At 63.7% G+C, this 18571-nt stretch carries 16 protein-coding genes; 6 read left to right on the top strand and 10 right to left on the bottom strand.

The window, feature by feature from the left end:
* Nucleotides 1–6 precede the first annotated feature (6 nt).
* A complete protein-coding gene (locus JC607_RS00750) occupies nucleotides 7–816 on the bottom strand; it encodes a transporter substrate-binding domain-containing protein (RefSeq protein ID WP_198835022.1) in 810 nt (269 codons plus the stop codon).
* 348 nt (nucleotides 817–1164) lie between these two features.
* Between JC607_RS00750 and JC607_RS00745 the strand changes: the two genes are divergently transcribed.
* Together JC607_RS00745 and purU are read left to right on the top strand one after the other, a co-directional pair.
* On the top strand, nucleotides 1165–2196 hold the full coding sequence (locus JC607_RS00745; RefSeq protein ID WP_198835021.1) for an Ldh family oxidoreductase: 1032 nt from the start codon (nucleotides 1165–1167) through the stop codon (nucleotides 2194–2196).
* A 278-nt stretch (nucleotides 2197–2474) separates the two neighbouring features.
* Nucleotides 2475–3359, top strand: coding sequence for a formyltetrahydrofolate deformylase (gene purU, locus JC607_RS00740; protein ID WP_198835020.1), 885 nt, complete (start codon nucleotides 2475–2477; stop codon nucleotides 3357–3359).
* Between the two features lie 121 nt (nucleotides 3360–3480).
* Here purU and JC607_RS00735 read toward each other — a convergent pair whose 3' ends face one another.
* The 9 genes from JC607_RS00735 to JC607_RS00695 form a co-directional block, all read right to left on the bottom strand.
* Nucleotides 3481–4437 (bottom strand): dihydrodipicolinate synthase family protein, encoded by a 957-nt coding sequence (locus tag JC607_RS00735; protein WP_198835019.1) that lies wholly within the window; start codon nucleotides 4435–4437, stop codon nucleotides 3481–3483.
* Between the two features lie 147 nt (nucleotides 4438–4584).
* Complete coding sequence (locus JC607_RS00730; protein WP_198835018.1) at nucleotides 4585–5292, bottom strand: GntR family transcriptional regulator; 708 nt, start codon at nucleotides 5290–5292, stop codon at nucleotides 4585–4587.
* 82 nt (nucleotides 5293–5374) lie between these two features.
* On the bottom strand, nucleotides 5375–7078 hold the full coding sequence (locus tag JC607_RS00725; protein WP_198835017.1) for an ABC transporter ATP-binding protein: 1704 nt from the start codon (nucleotides 7076–7078) through the stop codon (nucleotides 5375–5377).
* 68 nt (nucleotides 7079–7146) lie between these two features.
* Nucleotides 7147–8160, bottom strand: coding sequence for an ABC transporter ATP-binding protein (locus tag JC607_RS00720; RefSeq protein WP_198835016.1), 1014 nt, complete (start codon nucleotides 8158–8160; stop codon nucleotides 7147–7149).
* Complete coding sequence (locus JC607_RS00715; RefSeq protein ID WP_233092510.1) at nucleotides 8157–9707, bottom strand: iron ABC transporter permease; 1551 nt, start codon at nucleotides 9705–9707, stop codon at nucleotides 8157–8159. Before JC607_RS00715 ends, JC607_RS00720 begins: the two co-directional genes overlap by 4 nt.
* Before the next feature lie 62 nt (nucleotides 9708–9769).
* Nucleotides 9770–10765 (bottom strand): iron ABC transporter substrate-binding protein, encoded by a 996-nt coding sequence (locus JC607_RS00710; protein ID WP_198835015.1) that lies wholly within the window; start codon nucleotides 10763–10765, stop codon nucleotides 9770–9772.
* Nucleotides 10766–10978: 213 nt separating this feature from the next.
* Nucleotides 10979–12949 (bottom strand): amidase, encoded by a 1971-nt coding sequence (locus JC607_RS00705; protein ID WP_198835014.1) that lies wholly within the window; start codon nucleotides 12947–12949, stop codon nucleotides 10979–10981.
* Nucleotides 12946–14004 carry an agmatine/peptidylarginine deiminase gene (locus tag JC607_RS00700; protein ID WP_198835013.1) on the bottom strand — a complete coding sequence of 353 codons (1059 nt, stop codon included), beginning with the start codon at nucleotides 14002–14004 and terminating at the stop codon, nucleotides 12946–12948. Before JC607_RS00700 ends, JC607_RS00705 begins: the two co-directional genes overlap by 4 nt.
* A gap of 294 nt (nucleotides 14005–14298) precedes the next feature.
* The gene (locus tag JC607_RS00695; protein WP_198835012.1) at nucleotides 14299–14898 is read right to left on the bottom strand and encodes a LuxR C-terminal-related transcriptional regulator; all 600 of its coding nucleotides are present in this window, start codon (nucleotides 14896–14898) and stop codon (nucleotides 14299–14301) included.
* A gap of 104 nt (nucleotides 14899–15002) precedes the next feature.
* On the opposite strand from JC607_RS00695, the gene JC607_RS00690 reads away from it, so the two are divergent.
* The 4 genes from JC607_RS00690 to JC607_RS00675 all read left to right on the top strand — a co-directional run bounded on the left by JC607_RS00690 (nucleotide 15003) and on the right by JC607_RS00675 (nucleotide 18544).
* Nucleotides 15003–15710 carry a CoA transferase subunit A gene (locus JC607_RS00690; RefSeq protein WP_198835011.1) on the top strand — a complete coding sequence of 236 codons (708 nt, stop codon included), beginning with the start codon at nucleotides 15003–15005 and terminating at the stop codon, nucleotides 15708–15710.
* Nucleotides 15710–16342 carry a 3-oxoacid CoA-transferase subunit B gene (locus JC607_RS00685; RefSeq protein ID WP_198835010.1) on the top strand — a complete coding sequence of 211 codons (633 nt, stop codon included), beginning with the start codon at nucleotides 15710–15712 and terminating at the stop codon, nucleotides 16340–16342. The genes JC607_RS00690 and JC607_RS00685 overlap by 1 nt, the downstream gene beginning before the upstream one ends.
* A gap of 199 nt (nucleotides 16343–16541) precedes the next feature.
* Nucleotides 16542–17624, top strand: coding sequence for a DUF475 domain-containing protein (locus JC607_RS00680; RefSeq protein ID WP_198835009.1), 1083 nt, complete (start codon nucleotides 16542–16544; stop codon nucleotides 17622–17624).
* A gap of 86 nt (nucleotides 17625–17710) precedes the next feature.
* The gene (locus tag JC607_RS00675; protein WP_198835008.1) at nucleotides 17711–18544 is read left to right on the top strand and encodes a M15 family metallopeptidase; all 834 of its coding nucleotides are present in this window, start codon (nucleotides 17711–17713) and stop codon (nucleotides 18542–18544) included.
* Nucleotides 18545–18571 lie beyond the last annotated feature (27 nt).

Here is an 18571-nt window from a genome sequence, read left to right as displayed (position 1 = left end):
GATGTGTCAGCGATAAACGCCGGTGATGGTCAGGTTCGCCGGAACGCCCTCACCAACCCATTTCTTGTAAAGCTCGGCGTAACGGCCGGTGCGGACCTGCTGGTTGATGAAGAGGTTCATGTAGTTGATCAGGCCATATTCTTCGCGCAGCGTGATCAGCGCAACATAGTCCGGCACCATCGGGGCCTTGTCGACGACCTTGATGTCGCCGAAATTGCCCGAAGCCACGTTGGCATTGGCGACTTCCATCGTGCCGACCGTCGCATCCAGCTGGCCCTGGCTCAGCGCCAGGAAAACGTCAGCCTGGTTCTGGAACGGACGGAATTCGCCCGCGCCCCATGCCTTGACCTGACCTTCCAGCCAGATCGCCTCATAGGTGCCGGCGGTGGCGCCGACAACTTTGCCCTTCATGTCTTCCCAGGACGCCATTTCCAGACCCGGGCGGGCGACGACGGCATTCTCGAAAGCATAATAGGGGATCGAAACGCCAACGGTCTTGGCGCGCTCCAGCGTGTCCGAGGTCGAAGCGACGGCCACATCAACGCGGCCCGACATCAGCGCCGGGATACGCTCGGGGAAGGTGGTTTCGACAACCTCGGCGGTGACGCCAAGGGCGGCTGCAAGGTCATTGCAGTAATCGACATCAAAGCCGATCGGATTGTTGTCAGCATCTTTCGACCCCATCGGCGGGAAATCGAGGACAACTGCGCAGCGAAGCGTGCCCGATGCGATGATGTCGTCAAGCTTGTCGGCCATGGCCGGGCCGGCGAAAGCAGTGGCCGCCGTAAGGCCAAAGGCGAGGACTTTGGATTTCATGCAGGCTCTCCCTGAGCTGTTCTTGCTGTTGATTCACGTCATCACACTATCATGTGTCATTGGTCTCGACGCAAATCAAAAATACAATTAGTATACAAGAGACCTGTCAGAGCAGGGAATGGAAGGCGATCCGGCTGCGTTTTGGGCCGATTCAGGCAGTCTTCCTGAAAACCCATGCGCCTGACCGGGTTTTTGACACGCAACAAGGGTGAAGGGCCGCCGGAATGCCTGCCTGCGGGGATGGCGATTCTCGCGAAAGGCGCCCAGAATGACCATTGGCATGACCAACAGCACAGCCAGGAGCTGTCCCGCGATCCCTGAGATCACGGACCGAAACGGAGAGCAGAGATGACCACCCCCCCCCTTTCGATCGAGGATCTCGGCGCCCGAATCGAGCAGGTCTTTGCCCATGCCGGCATGAATCCGGCCCAGGCCGGCGCCATGGCGCGGGTGCTGACGGCGGGCGAACGCGACCATTGCAAATCGCATGGCATCTACCGGATCGAGGGCACGCTGCGCACGGTGAAGGCAGGCAAGGTGAACCCGCAGGCGGTGCCGGTTCTGGCGCCCGATGATGGCACAGCACTTGTGCGGGTCGATGCGCAGGGCGGCTTTGCCAATGCCGCCTTCGAGCTGGCTTTGCCGGAACTGGCCGCCCGGGCGAAAAAGCTCGGCATGGCGGCGATGGTGATCAATGACTGCACCCATCTCGCCGCGCTCTGGCCCGAGGTCGAGGCGGTCACCACCCATGGCCTTGCCGCGATGGTGATGTGCCCGAGCTATGCCACCGTCGCGCCCACCGGCGGCACCGATCCGCTTTTGGGCACCAACCCCTTTGCCTTTGGCTGGCCGCGTCCCGCAGGCGACCCCTATGTCTTCGATTTCGCCACCTCGGTCGCGGCCCGCGGCGAGGTGGAGCTGCATCGCCGCGCTGGCAAAGCCCTGCCCGAGGGCTGGGCGCTGGACAAAGACGGCAATCCGACCACCGATCCCGAAGCGGCGCTGGCCGGCGCCATGCTGCCCTTTGGTGGCCATAAGGGATCGGCGATCTCGACGATGATCGAGCTTCTGGCCGGGATCATGATTGGCGACCTGACCAGCCCCGAAGTCCTCGACTACCTCGGCTCGACCACGCTGGCACCGCGCCATGGCGAACTGATCCTTGCCTTCTCGCCCGAGGCTTTTTCCAGGGGCCGCCCCGGCGATCCTTTCGCCCGTGCCGAGACGTTGTTTGAGGCGATCATCGGTCAGGGCGCCCGCCTGCCCTCGCAGCGCCGCTTCCGCGCAAGGGCGGAATCAGCGGCGGCAGGCATCACGCTCAGCGCCGATGAAATCGCCCAGCTGGAGCGATTCCAGCGCCTTGGCCTCGACGCGGTCTGAAACCTTGCGGCCCCGGCAGGCTCGGGGCTCAGCGCCGCACATATCCAGGTGAAACTAATTTCACCTGGATGGTTTCTTTCCACAATTTTTCAGACTTTTTTTTGGGCATTTCGCTTTTCTGATACAGGAAAGCGGAATGTTCGCATGACATTCCCTGCCTCGCGGGGCATAGGCTGACCCCCATTCCCGGCGCCCTCCCGGAGACCTGTCGCCGCCGCTTCTTCACCCATCGGCCTGTCGCCGTCCCTCCTCCCATATTCCAGGCATGAAGATCGACAATGTCCAAACTCGCCCTCCGCGTCACCTGTTCCTCGACCCGCGGCATCGTTGCCGCCATCTCGTCCTTCCTCGCCGGTCAGGGCTGCAATATCACCGATTCCAGCCAGTTCGATGATGCCCATACCGGCCGCTTCTTCATGCGCGTGAGCTTTCGCAGCGAAGAGGGCAAAACGCTGAAAGACCTGCGCGAGGCCTTTGCCGCGGTGGCCAGGCCCTTCGATATGGAAGCGGATTTCTTTGACGAGGCCGCCAAACGCAAGGTCATCGTCATGGTCTCGCGCTTTGGCCATTGCCTGAATGACCTCTTGTACCGTTCGAAGATCGGGGCGCTGCCGATCGAGATCGTGGCGGTGATCTCGAACCATATGGATTACCAGAAGGTCGTGGTGAACCAGGACATTCCCTATTACTGCATCAGGGTCACCAAAGAGAACAAACCCCAGGCCGAGGCCGAACAGATGCGGGTGGTGCGCGAAACCGGCGCCGAGCTGATCGTGTTGGCGCGCTATATGCAGGTGCTCTCAGATGAGATGTGCCGCGAAATGTCGGGGCGGATCATCAATATCCACCATTCTTTCCTGCCGTCCTTTAAAGGGGCCAATCCTTACAAGCAGGCGTTTGAACGCGGTGTGAAGCTGATCGGGGCGACCTCGCATTACGTCACTGCCGATCTGGATGAGGGCCCGATCATCGAGCAGGACATTGTCCGCATCACCCATGCCCAGTCGGGCGAGGATTATGTCAGCCTTGGCCGCGATGTGGAGGCCTCGGTCCTGAGCCGCGCGATCCATGCCCATGTCCATGGCCGCGTGTTCATCAATGGCGAGAAGACGGTGGTGTTCCCGGCCTCGCCCGGGTCTTACGCGTCGGAGCGGATGGGCTGAGGGCAGTTGTCCGGTCATGGCAGGCCATGACCGGAGGCCTCCGGCGGGGATATTTAAGGACAGAAAATGAGGAAGGGCGCTCCTGTCACGGGAGCGCCCTTTTTTGCGAAGCCGGTCCGGATCAGGCCAGCCAGGGCTTAACTTCGTCAAGTTTCGACCAGGCGGCATACCAGGTGTCGAACAGCACCAGTTGCTTTTCGATGAAACCGGCCTGGCTCGGCGACAGTTTGTCATCTTCGTTGAAATGGAGCGCGTATTCCGGGTTCCCCTTCAGCACCATCATATGTTTGAAGAAGAGGACCAGATCCGGGCCACCATCGACGCGGGCGAGCTCGTAGAAGGCGGTGTCGAGTTCTTTGGCCAGACGGCGGGCTTTGACATCGCCGGTGGCGGCGGCCTTGCACAGATTGCCAAGGGTCAGGATCTCGCGCGGCAGCACGCAGCCGATGCCGGTGATCGCGCCGGTCGCACCCGCATTGACATAGCCGTGGAAGACCGAAGTATCGATGCCGATCATCAGGGTGACGTCGTCATCGGCCGAGGTGATGTTTTCGGCGGCATAGGTCATCGCAGCATCGCCGCCGAATTCCTTGAAGCCGATCAGGTTCGGGTGTTCGGCGCGCAGCGCGAAGAAGAGATCGGCTTTGGTCTCGAACCCGTAATAGGGGCTGTTATAGATCACGGCCGGCAGATTCGGAGCGGCCGCGAGGATCGCCTTGAAATGCGCCTTTTGCGCCGCCGCGACCGAGCCGCGCGACAAGACGCGCGGGATCACCATGAGGCCATGCGCGCCGGCCTTTGCGGCATGTTCTGCCAGGGCCACGGCCGAAGCCGTGTTGATCGCACCGGTTCCGACGATCACTTTGACCCCGGCCTGCACGAGGCGCTCGACGCCTTCCATACGCTGCGCGTCGGTCAGGAGCGGCCAGTCCCCCATCGAGCCGCAATAGACCACAGAGGACATGCCGAGGCTGATAAGCTCTTTTGCCTTTTTCACGAGCGCATCGAAGTCGGGGCTGCGATCGGCTTTGCAGGGCGTCATCAGGGCGGGGATGGTGCCGGTGAAGATATCGCTCATCTTGCTGGTTCCTCTGTTGGGGCCGCGCGAGAGGTCTGGCGGCGCGAATCCGTGGTTCAGTAGTGAGTATAGAGTTTGTATTTTATTTGTCGACACAAATTCCACTCACGCGGAGAGCCGCGCGCAGCCTGGCCTCCCCCGGAAAAATCAGATGGATATGTCCTGGCGGCGGTCGCGGGTGATCGCTTTCTGGATCTGCCGGATGATCTGATCGGCATGGGCGCGCGCAACCTGATCGGCGGCACCGATATCGCGGGCGGCAATCGCCGTGACCATCTGCTCATGTTCGCGCAGCCAGAGCGCCGGCATATCGCCTTCGAAACTGCTGTAATAGTAAAGCCGCAGCAGGCGGCGCCCCTCATCCAGCAACCGGCTGAACAGCGAGAGGTAATAGCGGTTGCGCCCGGCCTCGGCGATTGTCTGGTGGAACTGGCGGTTGGTCGCGATCATGCCGATCTCGTCCCCGGCCGCGCAGCGTTCCTCATAGGCGCGCTGATGCGCGCGGATGCGGTCGAGGTCTTCCGCCGTGTGATATTCCGCCGCAAGCCTTGTGGTGACACGATACATCAGCGTCAGCGCGTCGAAGAAGGTGTGAAGATTGGCGAAGTCGATCTGCGACACCATGGTCGAGCGGTTCGGCAGCGTGTCGATCAGCCCTTCCGCCGCAAGCCGCACCAGCGCCTCGCGGATCGGCGTTCGTGACATGCCAAAGCGGTCGGCCAGCTGGATCTCATCGACGATAGAGCCTGGCGGCAGTTCCAGATCGAGGATCTGGTCGCGCAACAATTCGTAGACCATCCGCACGCCGGAGCCGCGTTTACGGTCCTGCCCCGCAGGCGTTTCGCTGGCTGTCATCGGCGCGCATCCCTTTCATGTCGACAAAAGGAATACGCCACTGTTTTTCCGCGATCAACAGCGACAAGGCACCGGGGCGCGCTCAGGCCGCCGAAAGCCGCGCATAGCGCCCGCCACTGACCGACAATTCGGCATGTGTGCCCGTTTCGGTGATGCGGCCTTCCTCCATCACGATGATCCGGTCGGCATCGCGAATCGTCGCCAGCCGATGCGCGATCACCAGCGTGGTGCGGCCCTCGGCCAGGCGCTCCAGCGCGGCCTGGATCTCGCGTTCGGTTTCGGTATCCAGTGCCGAGGTCGCCTCGTCGAGGATCAGGATCGGCGGGTTCTTCAGGAAGACCCGGGCGATGGCGACGCGCTGCTTCTGGCCGCCCGAAAGCATCACCCCACGTTCGCCGACGATGGTATCCAGACCCTGCGGCAGCCGCGCGATCATCTCTGAAAGCTGCGCATGTTCCGCCGCCGCGATGATCTCCGCCTCGCTCGCATCCAGCCTTCCATAGGCGATATTCTCGCGCAGCGTGCCGCCGAACAGATAAACATCCTGGCTGACGATCCCGATCTGGCGGCGCAGGCTGTCGAGGGTAAAGCCGGTGATGTCATGACCATCAAGCGTGATCGCCCCCGAGGCCGGCTCATAGAACCGCGGCAGCAAAGCCAGAAGCGAGGTCTTCCCCGCCCCTGACGGGCCGACAAAGGCCAGGGTCTCGCCCGGGCGCACGTCGAAGGTGATGTCGCGCAGCACCGGGCGCGCCGGATCATAGCCGAAATTCACCGCATCAAAGCGCATCGCGCCGCTCAGCGCCGGCGCCGGGCGGGCATCGGGCAGATCGGCAATATCGGGCTCGGTCGCGAGCAGTTCCTGATAGCGGCGGAACCCGGCGATGCCTTTGGGATAGGTTTCCAGCACGGCGGCGATCTTTTCCAGCGGGCGGAAGAACACCGACGAGAGCAGCAGGAAGCCGACGAAACCACCCGCCGTCAGGCTGCCTTCCAGCACATAGCCCGCGCCCGCGACCATGATCAGCACCTGGACCCCGCGCATCCCGATATAATTCAGCGCCTGGCTCGCGGCCATGATCTTATAGGCGTCAAGTTTGGTGCGCCGGTACATCGCATTGTCATGCGCAAAGCGCGCTTTCTCATGCTCTTCGTTGCCGAAGGCCTGAACCACGCGGATACCGCCGACATTCTCCTCCATCCGCACGTTGAAATTCGCGACCCGGGAATAGATCGCGCGCCAGGTCGCCGTCATCCGCCCGCCAAAGACCGACACGACCAGCACCGCCACCGGCACGATCACCGCCGTCATGATCGCAAGCGGCGGGTGCAGCCAGAGCATCAGCGCGAAGGCCCCGATAAAGGTCATGATCGCGATGAACAGATCTTCGGGCCCGTGATGCGCCACCTCGCCGATCTCTTCCAGATCGCGGGTCACGCGGGAAACCAGATGCCCGGTGCGGGATTTGTCGAAATAGCTCCAGGAGAGTTTCTGGATATGGTCGAAGGCGCGCCTGCGCATCTCGGTCTCGATATTGATCCCGAGCATATGGCCCCAATAGGTCACAATTGCCATCAGCGCGGTATTGACCAGGTAGACCACCATCAGCACCGCCGCCGCGATCAGCGTCAGGGACCAGTTCCCCGCCGGCAACAGCACATCGATAAAGCCCCGGACCGCCAGCGGAAAGGCCAGCTCCAGCAGGCCCGACAGGACCGCACAGCCGAAATCGACCCAGAACAGGGTCTTCCAGGGCCGGTAGTAGCTCAGGAATTCACGCAGCATGTCTCACTCTGTCAGCCTTCGGGGCAAAGATATGGCCTGGACCCGAAGCGCCGAATGGTCAAGACCTCTCAGCCGAAAGCCGCCACCCTGCCCGCGACCGAGAGCATCACCGGAGCCCCCTCGGGCAGGCGCGGGCCGCCCATCTGATCGACCTGGATCTCGGTTCCGTTGCAATCGACCCAATAGGTCAGATCATGCCCCTTGAATTCGACCGAGGTGACGCGGCCCCGGGCGGCCTCGCCTGCCCCGGCCTCGCGAATAGTGATCTGTTCCGGACGCAGCGAGAAGCCGATCGGTCCGCTGGCCGGGCGTTCCAGCGCGATCCGGCCCAGCACGGTTTCGCAACTCTCGCCCCGCGCCTCGCCGGTGATCAGATTGGTGCGGCCCAGAAACCCCGCGACAAAGGGATCGGCGGGGCGGTCATAGACCTCAGCCGCCGGGCCACATTGCAACAGGCGCCCGTCTTTCATCACTGCGACGCGGTCGGCGAAACTGAGCGCCTCTTCCTGGTCATGGGTGACGAAGAGGATACCGATGCCGCTCGCCTTCAACAGCGCCCGGATCTCGCGCCTTGTGCGGGCGCGCAGCGCGGCATCAAGGTTCGAGAACGGCTCATCCAGCAGGATCACCGCCGGCGCGGCGGCAAAGCTGCGTGCCAGCGCCACGCGCTGCTGCTGGCCGCCGGAAAGCTCATCGGGGTAACGCGCCCCGAAATCGCCCAGCCCGACCATATCGAGGAAGCGCTGCGCCGTAGCGGACGCCCGGTCTGCGGCGCCAAAAGCCACATTCTGCGCCACGGTCATATGCGGGAAAAGCGCATAGTCCTGGAACACCATGCCGATGCAGCGCTTTTCCGGCGCAATCGCGGTGATATCGCGCCCCGCCAGCCGGATCTGGCCCCGGTCCGGGGTCTCGAACCCCGCAACCATCCGGAGCGTCGTGGTCTTGCCACAGCCCGAAGGCCCGATCAGCGCAAGGATCTCGCCCGCGGCCAGATCCAGTGACAGATCATCGACCACGGCCTGGCCCGCGCCAAAAGACCGGCTCAGATGTGAAAGCGACAGCAGGGGCTCAACCGTCATCTTCTTCCCAATTCCTTACGTCCGGCGCCTTCATATTTCAGGATCAGCCCGACGAAAAACGCCGAGAACAGGATGATCGCAAGCGCGAATGGCGCGGCCTCGGTCATCATGCCCTCGACGGTGCGGCCAAAGACCGTGGTCGAAAGGCTGCGCCAGCCGGTGGGCGCCAGCATCCAGTTCAGCGGCAATTCCTTGACCACGGCGATAAAGACCAGAAGGCCCGCCGCGACCATCGGGCCTTTCAGACGCGGCAGCGTCACGCGCGCAAAAGCCCGGAACGGCGAGACCCCGAGCGCGCGCGCCGCCTCTTCCGGCCTGGTCCCGATCTGCATCAGCGCCAGCCGCAAAGGCCCGAGCGCCAGCGCGAGGAAGGTCATCACCCAGGCGAAGATCAGGACACCATGGCTCTGATAGGCAAAGGGAATGACCGCAAGGGTGAAGAACACCATCGCAAGGCCAAAGGCCAGCGGCGGCGTCGCATAGCCCATCCAGGCCAGCCGGTCGGTCACACTGGCAAACCAGCCGGGCCAGCGCAGCGTCAGCAAAACCACCGGCAGCGCCAGCGCGACCGTCAGCCCGGCGACCACCGCCGCCGCCAGACCCGAATTCAGCGCCGCCTGCCCCAGCATCGCCCAGTCGATTTCGCCAATCCCGCGCCGCATCCAGTGCCCCAGCACCGCCAAAGGCAATCCGAGCGCAGCGAGGCTTACCAGAACGACCCAGCCCCAGGCGGCAACCGCCCAAAGACCCAGCCGCACCGGAACCCCGCGCCGCTGCACCCCGGTCCCGACCCGGGCAAAGCGGCGGCTCCGCGTCAGCCGCGCCTGCGCATAAAGCGCCAGGCCCGCCACGCCCAAAAGCATCAGCGAAAGCCAGGCGGCATAGGTCCGGTCGAAAGCCCCGGCATATTGCGTGTAAATCGCGTAGGAAAACACCTCATAGCGCATCAGCGCGATGGCTCCGAAATCGCCGATCACATAAAGCCCCACGACCAGCCAGGCCGAGACCAGCGCCGGCCAGAGCTGCGGCAGCACGATATGGCGCAAGACCTCGGACCGCGAGCGGCCCAGCGAGGCCGCGCTTTCCTCAAGCCCCGGATCCATCCCCAGAAACGCTGCGCGCAGGTTCAGGAAAATATAGGGGAAAGTGTAAAGCGCGAGCGACAGAGCCGCCCCCCAAAGCCCGTGCAGGGGCGGCAGCGAGACCCCGAACCATTCCCGCGCAAATCCGTAATATCCCGACAGTCCCAAAAGCGCATAGGCCATCACATAGCCCGGCACCGCCAGCGGCAGCGCCATCAGAAATGTGACGAGCCCTTTCGCCCGCAGATCGCTGCGCGTCACCAGCCAGGCCATGGGAAGCGCGATCAGCGTGCCGATCGCCAGCACCAGCGCCACCAGCGAAAGTGTATTGCCCAAAAGCAGCAGATTGCGCGACCGGAAGACGATCTCCGCCAGTTGCGCCGGCTCGGCCCCGAAGGCGCGGATCACCAGATAAAGCGCCGGCAGACAGGTGCCGACGCCCACAAGCCCCGCTGCAAGCAGCAAGGCAAGCGGCGGGCGAGGCCTGCGCCCCGCCCGCCCTGATGATGTCGCGATGCCCGTCAAGCTCAGAGCAGCCCGACTTCACGCAACAGCGCGAGCGTGCCTTCCAGATCACCGATCTGGTTCACATCGACCTTCGGGCTGATCGCCTGCACCGCCTCAAGGCTTTCCAGCGTCGCATGCGGGATCACGCCGGTGACAACCGGATATTCATTGCCCTGCAGCGTGATGAACTGCTGCGCGGCGGGCGAGAGCAGATAATCGATGAACTTCTGCGCATTCTCTTTATTGGCCGAAGTCCCGACAATCCCCGCGCCCGCAACCAGCACCAGGTTGCCGATATCACCGGCTTCGAAATGCGCCTGATCGACCGGGAAGGCGTCATCCTTTGCGGTATAGCGGCCCAGGTAGTAGTTGTTCACAAGGCCATAATCGACCTCGCCCGCGGCGATGGCTTCGATCTGGGTGCCGTTGTTTTTGTAAACCTTGGTGTCATTGGCGATCATGCCTTCCAGCCAGGCCTTGGTTGCCTCATCGCCATGGGTCAGACGGAACGCCGTGACAAAGGCCTGGAAAGAACCATTGGTCGGCGCCCAGGCCACGCGGCCCTTGTATTTCGCATCGGTCAGATCGGTGATCTTCGCCGGCAGCGCACCCGGCTCGACCCGCTCGGTCGAGTAGACCAGCACCCGGGTCCGGCCCGATGTCGCCACCCATTTGTTCGACGGATCGCGGAAGACCTCGAGCACTTTTTCATTCTCGCCCGCCGCCAGCTCTGCGAAGACCGGGGCCAGAGCACCAAGCGCGCCGGCATCCTGGGCCCAGAACAGATCGGCCGGGCTGTTGGCACCCTCTTCCTGCAGCAAGGCCGCCATTTCCGAGGTCGAGCCGTAACGCACATCAGTCTTGATGCCGGTCTCTGCCTCGAATTGTGCGATCAGCGGCGCAACCAGCGCCTCGCCGCGGCCGGAATAGATGGTCAGCGTATCCGCCGCCGCCATCGAGCCGATCCCGAGCGCAAGCGCAATGCCAGCCGCAAATTTTCCGGGCGCGAATGTCATCAGAAGGCCTCCTCCATTATGCCCCGCCGCCTGCGCGTTCTGCGCCTGCGGATGGGCCGGATCTCCGGCACAGGCCGGATCGTGGATCTGTCGCGAATTGTCGCAAAATCTATCCTGACAATTATCATCGGTAATCACAGAAGAAAACCGTAATTCTGACCAAAATGCTATTCGCAGTCCGGCCAGGCTGATTTTCCTGAAAAAGTGGCGCTTTCAGCCAGCGCTGACAAAGGCCGCAAGCGTCGCCGTCTCGGCAATCACCAGGGGGCCATGGGGCGGCTCATATACGCTGTGGCGATGGGTGTTTTCGGGCAGGATGACCAGGGCTGCAAAGCCATCCGGCACTGCCACGGGCTCCACCTGCGCGCCATCGACGGTCAGGCGCAGCCGGGGCGCATCGGTTTCGATGCGGATCTCCAGCCGCACCTCCCCCGCCCCGCTGGCGCTTGCCGCAACGCTCAGCTTCAGCCGCTGCGCGGGGCCCGGCACCGGCAGCGGCGGCAATTCGGGTATGCGGGGCGCGAGGCCGGTCGGCGGCAGGAGCGGCTCCATCGCGCGTGCAAACGCCAGCAGCCTGCTGTCCTCCCAGGCCCGGCCGGCAAGCGTCAGCCCGGCCGGCATCCCGGTATCCGCCATCACCCCCATCGAAAGCGTCACCGTCGGCACACCCAGATGCCGGATCGCGAGATTGCCATTCGCGACCCAGGTGCCATTGCGCCAGGCCAGATCCGCCGAGGCCGGGGCCACATCGGCATCCGCCGGTCCCACATCCGCCACCGCCGGAAAGATCACCGCATCATAGCCATGCCTGTCCATCCAGTCTTCCAGATCGCGCTTTCGGGTTTCCTCAAGTCCCCGGAACCCTTCCGCCAGATGCGGGATCTCGCGGAAATCCGCGATCGGATGCGCGCGCGCATGGGCAGGGTAATCAGCAATATCATCGCCAAAGCCGGTATAGCGGTCGGGCAGCGCGCCGTCGGGCTGCGGGAAGATCGCCGCGCCATCGACCTGCGCCAGCCTGTTGAGGCCCGGATCGCCATTGGCGGCCAGAAAATCATCCCAGGCCCAGACCGAAAGGTCGACAATCTCTCGCCTGAGATATTCCGGCGAGACAAACCCCCGCGTCCCGATCTTCGGCGCACCCCTCCGGTCGCCCTCGTAATTGGAAACCAGCGGGAAATCCGAGATCACCACCTCTGCCCCCGCCGCGCGCAGCGCCGCGACCACCCTGTCCATCAGCGCAATGACCGAAGCGCGGGTCTCGATCCGCCGCCCGGTTGGCCCGCCGATCCCCGGGCTGTCCCCCGTCCCGGCCTCTTCGTCCTGGTTCACATACATCGCCGGCAGCGCAAAACGCCTGCCCGTCAGCGAGGCCGTCAGCGCCGGATAGGATGGCGGGCGGATCTCTGACGGGCGCGGCAGCGCAACCCATTCCTGCGCCCGCCACAGATCGCCGCGCGTCTCGGGATCATCGGCCACGATCACGTCAAGCACTTCCAGCAGATCCGCCATGCTGCGGGTATGTGGCACCACCACATCCATCGTCGGCACCAGCGGCCAGTTGCCCCGGACCGAGATCAGCCCGCGCGACGGTGTCAGCGCGCAAAGCCCGTTATTCGCCGCCGGCGCGCGGCCCGAGGACCAGGTCTCCTCGCCCAGCCCGAAGGCTGCGAAAGAGGCCGCCGTCGCGCTGCCCGACCCGTTTGACGAGCCGGAGGCAAAAGCCGCTGTCAGGTAAGCGGCATTCCAGGGCGATTCCGCCCGCCCGTAAACCCCGCGCTGCATGCCGCCATTGGCCATTGGCGGCATATTGGTCAGCCCGATCAGCACCGCCCCTGCTGCCCGCAGCCGCCGGATCGCGAAAGCATCATCCCCCGCGACCAGATCCCGAAAGGCGGGCGAGCCTGCCGCGACCGTCAGGCCTTTGACCTTGTAACTGTCCTTGGCGGTATAGGGGATGCCGTCGAGCGGCCCGAGTGTCTCGCCGCGCGCGCGGCGCAGATCAGAGGCGCGGGCCTCGTCAAACATCGCGGGGTTCAGCACCGGCACGGCATTCAGACAAATGCCGCTGCGGTCATAGGCAGCGATGCGGCGCAGATACCCTGCGACCAGTGCAACCGAGGTGACCTTGCCAGCCTCAAGACCCGCCCGCAGGTCGGCAATGCTCGCGCCGTGGAGGTTCATGCCCGTGCCGGGGCCTGAAGGGCGGCGGGCTGGTGTTGCGTGATGCAATGCACCCCGCCGCCGCGCGCAAAGATCTCGCGGGCATCGACCGTCACCACTTTGCGCCCGGGATAGGCCGCGCCAAGGATCTCAGCCGCCTCAGCATCGGCACGCGGCTCGCCAAAGCCACAGGCAATGACGGCACCATTCAGCACCAGATGGTTGATATAAGACCAGTCGTTGAACCCATGCGCGTCCGTAATGGTTTCGGGCGCGGGCACGTCGATGATCTCAAGCCGGCGCCCCTTCGCATCCATCGCGCCCTCCAGGATCGCGCGGATATCGGCCATCACCTTGTGATCCGGATGGCCCGGATTGCGCTGATCATGCAGCAGCACCTTGCCGGGGCTCGGGAAAGTCGCAACGATATCGACATGGCCATTGGTGCCGAACTCCCAGTAATCGCCCGTGAGCCCCTGCGGCAGCCAGATCACCTTTTCAACGCCCAGCGTGCGCGCGAATTCCGCCTCGACCCGCGAGCGCTCGGCCAGAGGATTGCGGCGCGGATCCAGCTGCACCGTCTCCGTCGCGAACATGGTGCCCTCGCCATCGACATGGATGCCGCCGCCCTCATTGACCAGCAGGGATGACACCACCGGCACCCCGGCCAGCCCGGCGATAAAGCGCGCGAGGCCCCGGTCATTCTGCCATTCCGCCGGGTCATCAGAGCCCCAGGCGTTATACATCCAATCGACCGCCGCAATAGACCCATCCGCCGCCTGCACGAAAGTCGGGCCGGAATCACGGGTCCAGAAATGCTCAATGGGGCGCTCGACCAGCTCAACGGCCGAGCCAAGCATCGCCTTCGCCCGTGCGGTCTCGGTCGGATCGACGATCATCGTCACCGGCTGAAACGGCGCAATCGCCAATGCGACATCGGCCCAGGCGCGATAGCCCGCCTCACGCGCGACCATGCCCTCGCCCAGCGTGGCACTTTCGCGCGGGAAAGCCATCCAGATCCGGTCCTGGGGGGCGGTCTCGGCGGGCATGAACCAGTTCTTCGGCACCACGGGCATCGGCAACTCCTGTCAGACTGTTGCCTGATCAGATGCCAGAAAGCGCCGCTGGCGCAAGAGGGCGCGCAGAAGGGTCCGACCAACCCGGAACTGCGCTCCGGCTCCCAGGCGGTGACATGGCGGCGCCTGGCCTCAGCCTCGCCGCGACGCGCCCTGACATTTGTGTCGATGAAGACATCGCCAAAGATCGCCCCCGCCTTGGCTTTGCGCCTGGCAATCAGCGAAGGCGCGGTGAAGGACCATCGCAACAAGGCTTGGCCCAGGCTCGCGATTTCCAGCCAGGCCGGACTGTTCTTACGATTCAGGGCCGCCCTCTGATCCCGCCTCGACCGGCGCCGCCCCGGAATCCAGCAGGCTGCGGATCAGCTCGAAACTGTTTCTGACCCGGAGCTTGCGGATCATCGAGGCCCGGTGCACCTCGACCGTACGGGGCGAGCAGTCCAGCACCCGCGCGATCTCTTTCGACGTCATCCCCCCGACCATATGCCGCGCCACCCGCATCTCGGCGGGCGTCAGAAGGCCCGGCGCCGCGCCCGTCTCGATCACGCGATAGGTCCAGATCGCCAGGCGATGCGGTGCTTTCGGGGTCAGCGTCACCCCCCTGCCCTCCATCCAGACCAGCTGGCCGTCCTGGCGGCGCATGAAACGTTCATCGCGGATCATCGGCTTCAGCCGCAGCGCCTCTTCCGCGCGCTGGCCCAGCCGCTCGAAATCGGTCTCGCCAGGGTAGAGCACCCGCATCGAACAGCCCTCAAGCGCGCCCGGGTCCCAGCCGAACACCCGCCCCGCCGCCAGATTGGCGCGGCGGATCACCCGCTCGCGCAGCACCAGCGTGGCTTCCGGCGCATGCAGAAAGGCCAGGGCGGCAAGGTCATCGGGGGCAGAAGACGGCATCGGTGTCTCTCTATACCTGGGCACCTACGTATTTCTACGGATTCCGGTCCGGCCTGCAATCCATCAGCATCACCGGGGATCGGACCAGAGTCCGGAGAGGGATCATGGGAAAAAAGATATACAACACCGCCGCCGAAGCGCTGGACGGCCATCTGAAAGACGGGATGCTGATCGCCGCCGGTGGCTTTGGCCTTTGTGGCATTCCGGAACTGCTGATCGCCGCGATCCGCGACGCGGGCACCAGAGAGCTGACCGTCGCCTCGAACAATGCGGGCGTTGACGGCTTCGGCCTCGGGCAACTCCTCGAAACCCGCCAGGTGAAGAAGATGATCTCGTCCTATGTGGGCGAGAATGCCGAATTCATGCGCCAGTATCTCTCGGGCGAGCTGGAACTGGAATTCAACCCGCAGGGCACGCTTGCCGAGCGGATGCGCGCCGGCGGCGCCGGGATCCCCGGCTTCTACACCAAAACCGGCGTCGGCACCGTGATCGCGGAAGGCAAGGAACATCACGATTTCGACGGCCAGACCTATATCCTGGAACGCGGCCTCGTCGCCGACCTCGCCATCGTCAAAGCCTGGAAAGCCGACCCTTCGGGCAATCTCGTCTTCCGCAAGACCGCGCGGAATTTCAATGTCCCCGCCGCCACCTGCGGCCGCGTCTGCATCGCCGAGGTCGAGGAAATCGTACCGCTTGGCGCATTGGACCCCGACAGTGTCCACCTTCCCGGCATCTATGTGACAAAGATCGTGCAGGGCGCCCATGAAAAGCGGATCGAACAACGCACTGTGCGCCAGAAGGAGCAGGCATGATGGCTGGCTGGGATCGTAACCAAATGGCCGCCCGTGCGGCGCAGGAACTCCAGGACGGCTGGTATGTGAACCTCGGCATCGGCATTCCGACGCTCGTCGCGAATTACATCCCCGAGGGTGTCGAGGTCACGCTGCAATCGGAAAACGGCATGCTCGGCATGGGCCCCTTCCCGTTTGAGGGCGAGGAAGACGCCGATCTGATCAATGCCGGCAAGCAGACCATCACCGAACTGCCGCAAACCGCGTTTTTCGACAGCGCCACCAGCTTCGCGATGATCCGTGGCGGCAAGATCGCCATGGCGATCCTTGGCGCGATGGAGGTCGCGGAAAACGGCGATCTCGCCAATTGGATGATCCCGGGCAAGCTTGTGAAGGGCATGGGCGGCGCGATGGACCTTGTCGCGGGCGTGGGCCGGGTGGTCGTGGTGATGGACCACACCAATAAGGCGGGCGAGTCGAAAGTGCTGAAAGCCTGCACCCTGCCTTTGACCGGCAAATCGGTGGTCGACCGCATCATCTCGAACCTTGGGGTGCTGGATGTGGTGCCGGGCGGGCTGAAGATCGTCGAATGCGCCCCGGGCATCAGCGAGGCCGAGCTGCGCGCCGCGACCGAGGCGACCATCGTCGGCTGATCCCATCACGGCAAGACCGACATAAGGGGGCCGCCGGGCCCCCTTATCAGTGGCCCCCGTCCAAATACGAGCCCGCCCCCTTCGCCGGCGCAAAGCTGCCTGGGCCACGAATCCGCAATGCTGCCACTGCAAAATCCCACTGGCCCGGCCACAGCCACCGCGCTAACAGACATGTGAGATTTTCTCAGGAGCGACTCCGATGGCGGCCCCAGGCATTTCCGAACGCACGACCCTGTCCTATTTCACCGCAGCTTTCGTGGTCACGGCAATCGGGCTCGGCCTCGGGCTCTGGCTGGGCTTTTCCACCGAACATACCACGCTCGGGGCGCTGAAGGTCTTCTTCATCGTCTCGGTTCTGGCGGTGCTGGAAATCTCGCTCTCCTTCGACAATGCGATTGTGAACGCCAACAAGCTGAAGGATATGACGCCGCTCTGGCAGCGCCGCTTTCTGACCTGGGGCATTATCATCGCCGTCTTCGGGATGCGGATCGTCTTCCCGCTGCTGATCGTGGTGATCGCCGCCAATGTCGGCCCCTGGACCGCGCTTGTGATGGCCGCGAGCCAGCCCGAACGCTATGCCGAGATCATGCATGATGCCCATCTGCCCATCGCGGCCTTTGGCGGCACCTTCCTGATGATGGTCGGCCTGTCTTTCTTTTTCGACAATGAAAAAGACGTACACTGGGTGCGCTGGATCGAGCAGAAAGCCGCGAGTTTCTCGTCAGTCAAGGGGATCGAGATCGCCTTCGTACTGGTGCTCATGATGATCTTTTCGAAGATCATCGAGAATGATCCCGCGCTTGGGCCTGCGGCGTCGAATACCTTCTTCCATGCTGCGATCTGGGGGCTTCTGACCTTCCTGATGGTCGAGGTTCTGGGGGGCATTCTCGACCGCAGCCAGGAGATGCTGGAAGGCGCGGCCAAGGGCGGCGTCGGCGCGTTTCTTTATCTCGAAGTGCTGGATGCGAGCTTTTCCTTTGACGGGGTGATCGGGGCTTTCGCCTTGTCGCAAAACCTCTTTGTCATCGCCATCGGCCTTGGAATCGGCGCGATGTATGTGCGCTCGATGACCATCATGCTGGTCGAGAAAGGCACGCTGGCGGAGTACCGCTACCTGGAACACGGGGCCTTCTGGGCGATCCTGATCCTCTCGGTCATCATGTATCTCCAGGCCATCGTGCATATTCCCGAAGTGATCACCGGGCTTGGCGGTGCGGTGCTGATCGGGGTCTCGCTCTGGTCGTCGATCCGCTGGAACCGGGCCAATCCCGAGGCCGCGTAAGGTCTGGCTCTCCTGACTTGCCACGATACGCAATTCGGGTCAGGTTTCGCCCGGGTAAGGGCCCTGGCAAGGGAAAGGATGGTCCCATGGTGACTTTGCGCGCTCTTCTGGTTCTGGCCCTGCTGGCAGCCGGGCCTGCCGGGGCCTGTGAGGTCAGGGATTTTCTGACCACCGCATTGCCTGCCAAAGCTGATTTGCCCTGGAGTGATGCGCTGGAGATTGCCTATCCGGGACTGGAGGTCAGCGCGAACCGCCAGACCCTGACCCTCGCGGATGGGCAAAAGCTGCCGACCGGCCAGGGGGATGTGCCGCTCTCGCCGCAGGAACGGCTGGAAGATGCCAGTATCACCGAGCAATTCCTGCAGACCTATCCGCTGGCCTTTGATCTGACCCTGCGCGAGGCGCCCTGGTTCGACCCGGGCCGCGCGCGCAATGAGCCCTTCTTCCGCGCGCTTTACGGCAACAGCAAAGCCGAGGCCGCAGCGGGGCTTGAAGAGGTGCGCTGGCCGGGGGATGCGAAGGCCGTCTTTATGATGTCCGAAAAGACCTGCGCGGCCACGCAGCTGCGCGCCGCCCTGGCCGCGATCCACGCGCTCGGGCCGGAGATGGATGTCTATTTCCAGACCATCGGCGGCAGTTTCAACTGGCGCGTGATCGCGGGCACCACGCGGCTCTCGGGCCATAGTTTCGGCATGGCGGTCGATTTCAACACCGAGCTTGGCGGCTACTGGCGCTGGTCAGGCGCGCAGGAGGGCAAGGTCGGGCCCTATGACAACCGCTATCCCGAGGCGCTGGTGCGCGAGATGGAGCGTTATGGCTTTATCTGGGGCGGCAAATGGCACCATTTCGATGGTATGCATTTCGAATACCGGCCCGAACTGATTGTTTACGCCCGGCTTACGGGCGGGCGACCCGACTGACCCTTACCTTGAGCTGATCCCCTTCTG

The sequence above is a fragment of the Paracoccus sp. IB05 genome (assembly GCF_016405985.1).
Lineage (GTDB): Bacteria > Pseudomonadota > Alphaproteobacteria > Rhodobacterales > Rhodobacteraceae > Pseudogemmobacter.
The sequence above is the reverse complement of the archived record's forward strand: the minus strand, read 5'-3'. Positions and strand labels throughout refer to the sequence as shown.

Excerpts from the sequence above, each read along its gene's own strand:
- JC607_RS00720 (WP_198835016.1), bottom strand. The coding sequence starts at position 8,160 with ATGACGGTTGAGCCCCTGCTGTCGCTTTCACATCTGAGCCGGTCTTTT.
- JC607_RS00725 (WP_198835017.1), bottom strand. The coding sequence starts at position 7,078 with ATGCTGCGTGAATTCCTGAGCTACTACCGGCCCTGGAAGACCCTGTTC.
- JC607_RS00690 (WP_198835011.1), top strand. The coding sequence starts at position 15,003 with ATGGGAAAAAAGATATACAACACCGCCGCCGAAGCGCTGGACGGCCAT.
- JC607_RS00750 (WP_198835022.1), bottom strand. The coding sequence starts at position 816 with ATGAAATCCAAAGTCCTCGCCTTTGGCCTTACGGCGGCCACTGCTTTC.
- JC607_RS00685 (WP_198835010.1), top strand. The coding sequence starts at position 15,710 with ATGGCTGGCTGGGATCGTAACCAAATGGCCGCCCGTGCGGCGCAGGAA.
- JC607_RS00680 (WP_198835009.1), top strand. The coding sequence starts at position 16,542 with ATGGCGGCCCCAGGCATTTCCGAACGCACGACCCTGTCCTATTTCACC.
- JC607_RS00675 (WP_198835008.1), top strand. The coding sequence starts at position 17,711 with ATGGTGACTTTGCGCGCTCTTCTGGTTCTGGCCCTGCTGGCAGCCGGG.
- JC607_RS00730 (WP_198835018.1), bottom strand. The coding sequence starts at position 5,292 with ATGACAGCCAGCGAAACGCCTGCGGGGCAGGACCGTAAACGCGGCTCC.
- purU (WP_198835020.1), top strand. The coding sequence starts at position 2,475 with ATGTCCAAACTCGCCCTCCGCGTCACCTGTTCCTCGACCCGCGGCATC.
- JC607_RS00735 (WP_198835019.1), bottom strand. The coding sequence starts at position 4,437 with ATGAGCGATATCTTCACCGGCACCATCCCCGCCCTGATGACGCCCTGC.
- JC607_RS00710 (WP_198835015.1), bottom strand. The coding sequence starts at position 10,765 with ATGACATTCGCGCCCGGAAAATTTGCGGCTGGCATTGCGCTTGCGCTC.
- JC607_RS00700 (WP_198835013.1), bottom strand. The coding sequence starts at position 14,004 with ATGCCCGTGGTGCCGAAGAACTGGTTCATGCCCGCCGAGACCGCCCCC.
- JC607_RS00705 (WP_198835014.1), bottom strand. The coding sequence starts at position 12,949 with ATGAACCTCCACGGCGCGAGCATTGCCGACCTGCGGGCGGGTCTTGAG.
- JC607_RS00745 (WP_198835021.1), top strand. The coding sequence starts at position 1,165 with ATGACCACCCCCCCCCTTTCGATCGAGGATCTCGGCGCCCGAATCGAG.
- JC607_RS00695 (WP_198835012.1), bottom strand. The coding sequence starts at position 14,898 with ATGCCGTCTTCTGCCCCCGATGACCTTGCCGCCCTGGCCTTTCTGCAT.